The organism is Zobellia uliginosa (assembly GCF_018860745.1).
GTDB lineage: Bacteria > Bacteroidota > Bacteroidia > Flavobacteriales > Flavobacteriaceae > Zobellia > Zobellia uliginosa_B.
In genome coordinates, this window is sequence record NZ_JAHKPY010000003.1 from 221,098 (window position 1) to 231,556 (window position 10,459).

The window sequence follows — 10,459 nt, forward strand, 5'->3', positions numbered from 1 at the left end:
TCCTAAATTTTACTTGCAATCTATGCCTTAAAACTACTTATCATGAAATTCTTTTTTAAAAAATTGACTTATCTGATATTTTTATCGGGCATAATAGGTCAGTCACAGGCTACACCTTTTGATTGTGACTTTAATGCCTATTTATTTCAATATAACGATATTTATGCGCTTGATTTAGCATCTGGAAGCTCATATTTAGTATCTGAAAATATTACCCCTGGTAATGTAAATGCGGTAGCCTATAATTCAACGGATGGTTTTATTTGGGGCTATTTATCTACTCCTTCCCAATCCATCGTACGAATAGGTAAAAACTTTGAAGTGGAACAATACACCATTCCAGAAATGACTACTGGAAATAAGTATGTTGGAGATATTTCTACAGAAGGCATCTATCATTTTAAGGCAGGTGGCGCTTCTTACTATAAGGTTGATTTAAATCCTGAATCCGAAAATTACCTAAAATATTTAGGCGAATTTACTTTAAGTCAAAGCCTTTCTATTGCAGACTGGGCCTTTAATGCTCAGGATAATAAGCTATATACCGTAGAACGTGGTTCCAATGTCCTTTACAGGATTTCTGCAGAAACCGGAGAGGTAGAACCGTTAGGGGAAGTACCCATTTTAGAAGGCTTAAACTATACTTTTGGCGCCGTTTACTTTGATGTGGATGGCAATTTTTATATCTCAGCCAATCAAACTGGTGCGGTTTACAAGGTAGACAATGTACAGGATATAAGCTTCGGAATCATGAAATCCAATATTTTTGCTTTCGGACCAGCGGCATCAAGCAATGATGGCGCCAGATGTCCTACCGCTCCGGTGCCTCAGGAAGATTGCATAAACGGTATTGATGATGATGGAGATGGCCTTGTGGATTGTGATGACCCTTCTTGTTCAGGAGTATCGTCTTGCCCAACCATTACTTTAACATCTGGAGCTAATGATGGAGGATTGGAGAGTAATGACCGCTTATCTTCACTAATTGGCCAACGTAATTATAACCGAGCAAAAAGTAATTATAAGTTTAATAAGCTAACGGCGAAGCAAGTAAAAAAAGGGGCTAGTTATGCCAAAGCAGGAAAATTTGCGGCAGATGAGATTCCTTTATCCCAATTGGTACCGCTTAATGTAGTGGGGGAATCCAACACTATTGAATCTTCTCCTGCAGATTTACTAAATCTTACCAATGCTTCGGATATCTATTCTGTAGATTATCTAAGGAAGGATGATAATATTGGTGCTTTAATGGTCATTAAAACAGAGAATAAAGTTTACGAGCATAGTAAGTTTATTTGCGATAGATTCCTTGGAGCGCAATTACTGTCTGTTTCTAACATTCAGTTAAGGGAAAAAGATTTTATAAAGTCGATTATAAAACAACCAGATGGAAGCACGGAATTCGCATTGACTTTTTCAGCCCGATTGGATACGGAAGGAGAGTTTATAATTGAATCCCATTGGAATATTGATGCATATGCCTCAGATACTGCATATTATAATTTTCAAATTTGGTCTAACACAGTAGATGATTTGCTTTTACTTGCAGATGAAATTTTAAACCTCCTAGAAGTATACACGCCAATTTCCGAATATAAGGGTTCTACACCGCCGCCGGTATTTGTAAAATCTGCCAAATATGCCAAAGGAGAGGTGATTTTGAATTTGGTAAACAATAATAAAACGGAGAAAATACAGCTAGAAGGCGGACTTAAAAAAACAGAAACCAGTTCTACGGAAAGTATGAGTTTATCTGCTCCTATTGATGGGTATTTAGATTCAGTAGCCTTAAGTACAGGAAACATTTTTGATTTCGGTTTTAGAGTGAGTCATGCCAATGGTACACCGGATGACCTTTTTGTAGCCGATGCTCCATGGGGTCTTGACGATTCTTCAGAAGGAACCACGGTAGATACGTATGAGATAATGCCAGTTCATGCTCCTTTTGCAGAAGACGGTTATCCCGTAGAACGTAATGTTGAATTAAGCGGAAAAACTTCTAATTACATTGGTGTATATCGCGCACTTAGTCCGCGGTTTACACCGGTTGATTTATTGGATTATGGTAAGCTTTCTTTTGACGCTAGCGGAACGGGAGTTTTAGAAGTAAAATTGTTAAAGGGCGATGGGGAATCATACACTGCAAAAGTGAATTTAAGTTCTGAGACAAAAGCCTTTACCTTATTAAATTCAGATTTTAAAAGCTCTACGAATACAAAAACTGATTTTGACAGCTTAAAAGTCATTAATTTTAATTTATTGGCCGAAGGTGGAAATGTAGAGGAAAAGCAAATGAGTTTGTCCAATGTTTTGTTTAATAACAATGAGGAAAACAAGGTTTTTATTTCCGAAGACACCACAGAATCAGTAGTATACCCTAACCCTATGCAATCTGCATCTAGCCTCTATTTTTACGAAGAAAGAGCAGGTACTTATATTTTTGAATTGTTTAATATGGCGGGTAAAAAAATCTCATCTCATGATATGAGCGGAGATTCCAAAGCAGGTCAAAATATGATTGTAGTGAAACGGAATAATTTAACCTCCGGACTGTATTTCTATAAAATCACTAGCAGCAACGATAAAACATGGAGTGGTAAATTGATGGTAAAATAAGTTTACAGACGCTTTATATCCGTTTAAATAAAGACTCCCAGTACTTTCAAGTGCCGGGAGTTTTTTATTGTATAAATGAATATATAGCGATTTACTTAGCTGTCAAAACCCATTTTCTAGCATTTATAAAAGCTTCTAACCATGGCGAAACAACATCATTGGCTCCTTCTGGGTAATACGCCCAGTTCCAAGGAAAAATAGAGCGTTCAATATGCGGCATGGTAACCAAGTGACGACCGGTGGCATCACATAACATGGCTGTATTAAAATCACTTCCGTTGGGGTTGGCAGGGTAGCCTTCATAACCATATTTGCCAACAATTTCATATTGGTCTTCATTGTGGGGCAGGCTAAATTTACCTTCACCGTGAGATATCCAAACACCAAGTGTACTTCCCGCCAAGCTAGAAAGCATTATGGAATTGTTCTCTTGAATTTTTACAGAAGTAAAATTACTCTCATGTTTATGGGAATCATTATATGTCAATCTACCGTGCGTTTCATGTTCTGGGTTGATAAGATCCAGTTCCATAAACAACTGACATCCATTACAGATACCGATAGAAAGGGTGTCAGGTCTTGCAAAGAAGTTTTTAAGGGCGGCGTTTGCTTTTTCGTTGTACTTAAATGCACCGGCCCAACCTTTGGCACTGCCTAGTACGTCTGAGTTAGAAAATCCACCTACGGCGCCGATAAACTGAATGTCTTCAAGCGTTTCACGACCCGAAATCAAATCGGTCATATGCACGTCTTTTACATCAAAACCGGCCAAGTACATAGCGTTTGCCATTTCCCGTTCAGAATTACTTCCTTTTTCACGCAGAATGGCAGCTTTTGGTCTGTTTCCGGTATTTGATGGAATACTGCTCAAATCAACGTTTTCAGGGAAACTGTACTGAAGCGGTTGATTTTTATAGTTATCAAAACGGTCTTTAGCCAAATTATTGGCTGTTTGTTTGTTATCTAATAAATAGGATGTTTTAAACCAAGTATCTCTTAATGAGTCTATATTGAGACCCATTTCCATTCCGCTGTTTTTGATTTTTAAAACGGTACCTGAAACCACATTTCCTATGTTCTTGAAATCAATGTTGAGGTCCGCTAATTTTTGCTCAACAGAATCATCTTTTGATTGAAAAACGATTCCCGAATTTTCAGAGAAAAGTAATTTAATGGTATCAGCTTCACCTAAATCGGACAAATCCAATTCAGCGGATAAATTGATATCGGCAAAACACATTTCTAACAAGGTAGTTATCAATCCACCGGAAGCTACATCATGTCCGGCAACGATATCACCCTCCTTTATCAAGTTTTGAATGGCGTTGAAAACATTTTTAAAATAAGCTGCATCTTTAATGCTTGGCGTTTCGCTACCAATAGTATTACGGATCTGGGCAAAGGAAGAACCACCTAATTTATGGCTATCTTTTGATAGGTTGATGTAGTAAATAGAACCTCCTTTTTTCTTAAAAACAGGTTCAACTACTTTAGTAATATCATCACAATTTCCTGCTGCGGAAATAACAACCGTACCAGGGGCGATAACATCGCCATCTTTATATTTCTGTTTCATGGAAAGGGAATCCTTTCCAGTGGGCACATTTATTCCAAGAGCAATAGAAAAGTCGGAAACAGCTTCTACCGCTTCATACAAACGGGCATCTTCTCCTTCATTTTTACAAGGCCACATCCAATTGGCAGAAAGTGAAACCGATTTTAAATTTTCTTTTAGTGGAGCCCAGATAAGGTTGGTCAAAGATTCGGCAATACTGTTCAAACTACCGGCAGCAGGGTCAATTAGCCCGGAAATAGGAGAGTGTCCAATACTGGTGGCAATACCTTCTTTTCCCTTAAAATCCAATGCCATAACACCACAATTGTTCAAAGGAAGTTGTAATGGTCCTACACATTGCTGTTTAGCGACACGTCCGCCAACACAACGGTCAACTTTATTAGTCAACCAGTCTTTGGAGCCAACGGCTTCCAGTTGAAGTAATTGCTCTAAATAATCATGGAAAAACTCTAAAGAGTACTCCGGGTTTTTATAATTTCTTTGAACCGTAGTATCGGTCATTATGGTCTTAGGAGAACTGCCGAACATATCCTCTAAATTCAAATCCATTGGTTTTTCACCAGTTGTAGCAGATTCAAATGTGAATTTATGGTCTCCGGTTACATCACCCACTTCATACATAGGAGAACGCTCACGATCGGCAATACGGTGTAACAGATCAACATCTCCTTTACCGATAACCAAGCCCATACGTTCTTGGGATTCGTTACCGATAATTTCCTTGGCCGATAGGGTAGGGTCTCCAACAGGAAGTTTATCCAAGTCTATTTTTCCACCGGTATCTTCTACCAATTCTGAAAGACAGTTCAAATGTCCGCCAGCACCATGATCGTGAATGGAGACGATCGGGTTTACATCATTTTCTACCATACCTCTGATAGCGTTTGATGCTCTTTTCTGCATTTCTGGGTTGGATCGCTGTATGGCGTTCAGCTCAATAGCAGAACTAAAAGCACCGGTGTCAGCACTAGAAACTGCTGCGCCGCCCATACCAATACGGTAGTTGTCACCACCTAGAATTACAATTTTATTACCATCCTTAGGCGTATCTTTTAAAGCTTGCTCTGCTTTTCCGTAACCGATACCACCGGCTTGCATGATCACTTTATCAAAACCTAATTTTCTTGTATTTGTATTGTCACTGTCTTTAGACTCGTCATGCTCAAATGTCAATACAGAACCTACAATAAGTGGCTGTCCGAATTTGTTCCCGAAATCAGAAGCACCATTAGATGCTTTTATGAGGATGTCCATTGGCGTTTGGTACAACCATTCTCTTTCCGGAAATGCTTTTTCCCAAGGTCTGTCTTCTTGTAAACGAGAATATGCCGTCATGTAAACAGCGGTTCCGGCCAAAGGCAATGAACCTTTTCCACCGGCTAAACGGTCACGAATTTCACCACCGGAACCTGTTGCAGCGCCATTAAAAGGTTCTACAGTTGTTGGGAAATTGTGTGTTTCCGCTTTTAAGGAAATTACCGAATTAAACTCCGTTTCTTGATAAAAATCGGGTTTATCGGCACTTTTTGGGGCAAATTGGGTCACTTTTGGTCCTTTTACGAAAGCTACATTATCTTTATATGCAGAAACGATATCGTTAGGAAACTCTTGCGATGTTCTCTTTATCAGTTTGAAGAGCGAAGACGGTTTTTCAACGCCATCAATTACAAAAGTACCGTTGAATATTTTATGGCGGCAATGTTCTGAATTCACTTGGCTAAAACCAAAAACTTCCGAATCTGTTAGTTTTCTGCCTAATTTAGTGGCAAGATTTTCTAAGTACGTTACCTCTTCATCGCTTAAGGCCAAACCTTCTTTTTGATTGTATTCGCCTATATTTTCTATGCTTTGAACAGCGACAGGCTTTACATCAATTTTAAAGATAGATTGAGTTAAACCGTTGAATTTTTCAGAAAGCATGGGGTCAAAATCGGTAAATTCTTCGCTTGATGCTTTGAACTCTTCTATTCTAATGATGCCTTCAACACCCATGTTTTGAGTAATTTCTGTGGCGTTGGTACTCCATGGTGTAATCATTGCCGCCCTAGGGCCAACAAAAAAGGCGTCTATAGACGCCGTATTTATTTTTGGTAGGTTGCCGAACAACCACGTTAATTTATTTATGTTTTCCTGCGAAAGTTCATCCACCGTTTGAACGGCATAAACTTTATTGGCTGCATCCCCGAAGAAGTGAATCATCTAGCTTGTAAATTGATAGGTTTGAGAAAGCGCAAATTTAGCCTTTAAAAGGCTCTTTTTAAAGGAGTATCGTAAATTTTTCTAACGAGAAGTTAACAGGTTGTTGATTACTTTGCAGATTGAGTTTACCCTCCTAGGAAGAAGGGTAAAATGAGTTGAAAAAAGTGTGTACATTATTTCCTCTCTAACAGGGCCATGTAAAACCCGTCAAATCCACTTTTAGATGCGTAAATCTTATTCTCTTTAACCAAACTGAAGTCTTTCCCTTCTTCTGAAGCTAAAAAAGAGACCACTTGGTCATTATTTTCCTGCGGAAGAATTGAGCAAGTCGCATAAACCATTTTTCCGCCTGGTTTCACTATTTTGCTATAACTACGAATGATATCATGCTGCGTTTTCGTAATTTTTTCAAGAAACTCGGGTTGCATTTTCCATTTGCTGTCCGGGTTTCTACGCAGAACCCCAAGACCAGTACAGGGGGCATCTATCAATACACGGTCTGCACTACCATAAAGTTTCTTAAAGACTTTCGTAGACTCAATTTCTCGAGTTTCAATATTATGGGCATTATTTCTTCTGGCTCGTCTTTTTAACTCTTTTAGTTTGCTACCATAGATGTCCATGGAAATAAGCTGACCTTTATTTTCCATAAGCGCAGCAAGGTGAAGTGATTTCCCACCGGCTCCGGCACAGGTATCCACTACACGTTGCCCTGGTTTAACGTCCAAGTATTCGGAAACTAATTGTGAAGAGGCATCTTGAACTTCAAAAAATCCTTTTTTAAATGATTCGGTCACAAAAACATTGGCACGTTCAGGTAATCTAAGCGCACTTGCGTATCCTTTGATGGGTTCAACAACAATACCTTCATCCAATAGGGCTTTCCGAAGCGTTTCTTTATTAGTTTTTAAGGTATTGGTTCTTAAAATAACTTCCGCCTGAACATTAAGCGCAGCACTTTCGGCGTTCCATAGCTTCTCTCCTAATGCTTTCAAGCATATTTCATCAATCCAATCAGGTAAGGATTCTCTATACTTTCTGATATTAGAAAGTTCGTCAAAACGTCCTTTGATACGGCGTTCCGGCGTAGGCTCAATTTGTTTCCAGTCTGGAAGCTTTATACCCTTTAAAACAGCCCAAACGGCCCACATTCTAAAAAGATCAGGTCTGCTAAATGGCGCCTTTACATCTGCGATTTCAGTATATAACCTTTTGTAACGAACCATTTCATAGGTAGTCTCTGCAATAAAACCGCGGTCACGAGATCCCCAGCGTTTATCGTATTTTAGTACTTTTTGTACCACCTTATCGGCATATTCTCCTTCGTTAAAAATCAAGTTCAAGGCATCGATTACTGCAAACACCAAGTTTCTATGTAGCTTCATTACAAAAAATTAAGGCTGCAAAGGTATTGTTTTGCCATTGGATTACCTTTATTTTTGAGAAACTTTGTACATATGCGTGTGCTATTGACTTTTTTGATTGTAGTTCTGTTTGTTTCGTGCTCGGAAAAGCATAATAATGAAGCCTTTTCTTCTGTTGAAATTAAAACCATATACGAAGATTCTGTGAGTATTAGGGCCATAGAGATTATGGGCGATAATCTTGGATATGCCGGTAGTAATGGCGTATTTGGAAGTGTGGAGCTAGCAACAGGTGAAATTATGGAAAGTATTGAGAAATATCATACCATTATTCCTGAATTTCGCGCTATTGCGCATACTACAAAGGATTTTTTTATGCTGTCAGTAGCCAATCCTGCGTTACTTTATAAAACAGGAGATAACGGACGAATGGAACTGGTCTATATGGAAGAAGATGAAAACGTTTTTTACGATGCTATGATTTTTTGGAATGACAATGAAGGTATTGCGGTTGGAGATAGTATGAATGGATGTTTAAGTATTATAATTACCAGAGATGGCGGTGTTTCTTGGAAGAAAATTTCTTGTTCTGAATTGCCTGAGGCTTTAGAAGGCGAAGGTGCTTTTGCCGCTAGTAATACAAATATTGCCAACATAAACGGCAAGACATGGATAGCTACCAATAAAAGCAGGGTTTATTTTACAGGTGATAAAGGTAAAACATGGGAAATTCAAAATACTCCGGTGTCCAGTAATGTAGAGACACAGGGCATTTTTTCAATTGATTTTTATGATGAAAATATAGGTTTTGCCATAGGGGGTGATTTTACGAAGCCCGAAGTCAATACGGCTAATAAGGCCGTAACTGTTGATGGAGGTAATACTTGGCAACTAATAGCGGATGGTCAAAATCCGCAATATAAAAGTTGTGTCCAGTTCGTGCCGGGTTCTAATGGTAATGGCCTTGTAGCTGTTGGTTTTACCGGTGTTTCTTACTCTAATGACAGGGGTGAAACCTGGAAACAATTATCTGAAGAATCATTTTACACCATTCGGTTTCAGAACGAAAAGATAGCCTATGCCTCAGGTAAGAATAGAATAGCACGACTAATTTTTAATTGAGACCTTGATTTAAGGTATGTTTTTGCCACTTTCACCACGTTTTTGGTGATATTTTTTTATAAGCTGCCTTTTAAATTCCTCTTCTGACCGTAAGAGTAAAAGTGTTTTTTTAGCGGTTATGACTTCGGCAGCTTTTTTTATAAAGTCTTTCCGTATATCTTCTTCTTCTTGCTCAAATTCTAGAAACAGTTCCACAATGGCCTTTGCTTCTTTCTCAGAAAGATTATGGGATTCTTTTACCTTGCTTCGGATTTGACTGTGTTCTTTTTCCCTAAGCGATGCACGATTACTCTCATATTCATTATAAATGGGCCAAAAATCCTGCGCTTCTTTACTGCTCAAATCCAATCGCTCCGTTATAAAAGCTATTTTAAGGGTCTTTATTTTATCGTGATCATGTGGTCTCTGTGCGTAGAATTGCACAGATGCTAGTAGAAGCACCATGGTTACGATTATTTTTTTTAATCTATTCATTGTCCTCAAGATTTAATTCGTCTAAATACTCTGTGTTCTCATTAAGATAATCTAGCACATTTTCTTCGCTAAAATTACTCTCGAACATGTCTGTCATTTCAAGCTCGCCTATAGGCATTACCTCTGCTAATTCATAGCTGGTAAGGTCTAGCTCATTTTTGTCAAAATAGTTTTCAATATCTGCTTGTGCCAAATCATCAAAGCCAATTTTCTCCGTTTTATTTAAATTTACAATTAGCGCTACAACTAGTACTGCAGCGGCGGCCGCTAAGGCATAGTAGTATTTTTTATATGATTTTAAGGGAACGACCTTGTTGGTTTGTTCCGCATTTAATTTCTCTTGCAACTTGTCATTTAAAGAATCAAAATAACCATTAGGAAGCTTAAAGCCTTCTTTTTTTGGTATAGCCAAATCTTTACTAGAGAGCTTTTTAAAAAGGTTTTCATCAAACTTTTTAAAATACCCTTCAGGGGCTTTAAACGGATTATTTTTATCGAATGGCTTCATAAGTTATGTTGCTAAAGATATTCGGTTTGTTCTTTTAAATGTGCTTCTATTTTCTTGGTTGCTATATGATAAGAGGCCTTTAGTCCTCCAATGGATGTTTCAAGAATCTCTGAAATTTCTTCGTATTTAAGCTCTTCAAAGTATTTCATATTAAAGACCAACTTTTGTTTTTCCGGAAGGGTTGCTATGGCCTGCTGTAGCTTAAGTTGTATTTCCTCACCTTCAAAATAAACGTCCGCCGTTAAGTTTTCAACTAAACGCTCTTGCAATTCGCTATCGCTAACCCCCATCATCCTAGATTTGGTTTTCAAAAAAGAAAGCGCCTCGTTAGTGGCTATCCTATATATCCAAGAATATAACTTGCTATTGCCCTTAAAATTTGAAATGTTCTTGTAAATCTTAATAAATGTATTCTGCAACACGTCATCCGCATCGTCATGATTTAACACAATTCTACGAATATGCCAGTACAGACGCTCTTTGTAGGTGTCTACCAACACTCCAAAAGCGCTGGCTTGCGTTTCTGTCTGTTGTAACTGATTTACTAAGGTTTCCTCTGCAATCAAATGAATTGGACTTAAATTCTTGTAGTTAAGACTA

7 protein-coding genes are annotated in these 10,459 nt (G+C 38.3%); 2 read left to right on the top strand and 5 right to left on the bottom strand.

What is annotated here, in order from left to right:
• Positions 1-42: 42 nt before the first annotated feature.
• Positions 43-2,616 (top strand): DUF6923 family protein, encoded by a 2,574-nt coding sequence (locus tag KO521_RS04700; RefSeq protein ID WP_215938757.1) that lies wholly within the window; start codon positions 43-45, stop codon positions 2,614-2,616.
• Positions 2,617-2,707: 91 nt separating this feature from the next.
• Here the strand turns inward: KO521_RS04700 and purL are convergent, their stop codons facing one another.
• Positions 2,708-6,391: a phosphoribosylformylglycinamidine synthase gene (gene purL / locus KO521_RS04705; RefSeq protein WP_215938758.1), complete on the bottom strand. Its 3,684-nt coding sequence runs from the start codon at positions 6,389-6,391 to the stop codon at positions 2,708-2,710.
• Positions 6,392-6,564: 173 nt separating this feature from the next.
• A complete protein-coding gene (locus KO521_RS04710; RefSeq protein ID WP_215938759.1) occupies positions 6,565-7,776 on the bottom strand; it encodes an RsmB/NOP family class I SAM-dependent RNA methyltransferase in 1,212 nt (403 codons plus the stop codon).
• 72 nt (positions 7,777-7,848) lie between these two features.
• On the opposite strand from KO521_RS04710, the gene KO521_RS04715 reads away from it, so the two are divergent.
• The gene (locus KO521_RS04715) at positions 7,849-8,877 is read left to right on the top strand and encodes a WD40/YVTN/BNR-like repeat-containing protein (RefSeq protein WP_215938760.1); all 1,029 of its coding nucleotides are present in this window, start codon (positions 7,849-7,851) and stop codon (positions 8,875-8,877) included.
• A 9-nt stretch (positions 8,878-8,886) separates the two neighbouring features.
• On the opposite strand, the gene KO521_RS04720 is transcribed toward KO521_RS04715, so the two are convergent.
• The 3 genes from KO521_RS04720 to KO521_RS04730 are packed head-to-tail and all read right to left on the bottom strand — an operon-like array spanning position 8,887 to position 10,425.
• Positions 8,887-9,351, bottom strand: a complete 465-nt coding sequence (locus tag KO521_RS04720) for a hypothetical protein (RefSeq protein WP_215938761.1) — start codon at positions 9,349-9,351, stop codon at positions 8,887-8,889.
• A complete protein-coding gene (locus tag KO521_RS04725) occupies positions 9,344-9,859 on the bottom strand; it encodes a hypothetical protein (protein ID WP_215938762.1) in 516 nt (171 codons plus the stop codon). Before KO521_RS04725 ends, KO521_RS04720 begins: the two co-directional genes overlap by 8 nt.
• Positions 9,860-9,870: 11 nt before the next feature.
• Positions 9,871-10,425, bottom strand: a complete 555-nt coding sequence (locus KO521_RS04730; RefSeq protein ID WP_215938763.1) for an RNA polymerase sigma factor — start codon at positions 10,423-10,425, stop codon at positions 9,871-9,873.
• Positions 10,426-10,459: the final 34 nt, after the last annotated feature.

Excerpts from the sequence above, each read along its gene's own strand:
- KO521_RS04700 (WP_215938757.1), top strand. The coding sequence starts at position 43 with ATGAAATTCTTTTTTAAAAAATTGACTTATCTGATATTTTTATCGGGC.
- purL (WP_215938758.1), bottom strand. The coding sequence starts at position 6,391 with ATGATTCACTTCTTCGGGGATGCAGCCAATAAAGTTTATGCCGTTCAA.
- KO521_RS04710 (WP_215938759.1), bottom strand. The coding sequence starts at position 7,776 with ATGAAGCTACATAGAAACTTGGTGTTTGCAGTAATCGATGCCTTGAAC.
- KO521_RS04715 (WP_215938760.1), top strand. The coding sequence starts at position 7,849 with ATGCGTGTGCTATTGACTTTTTTGATTGTAGTTCTGTTTGTTTCGTGC.
- KO521_RS04720 (WP_215938761.1), bottom strand. The coding sequence starts at position 9,351 with ATGAATAGATTAAAAAAAATAATCGTAACCATGGTGCTTCTACTAGCA.
- KO521_RS04725 (WP_215938762.1), bottom strand. The coding sequence starts at position 9,859 with ATGAAGCCATTCGATAAAAATAATCCGTTTAAAGCCCCTGAAGGGTAT.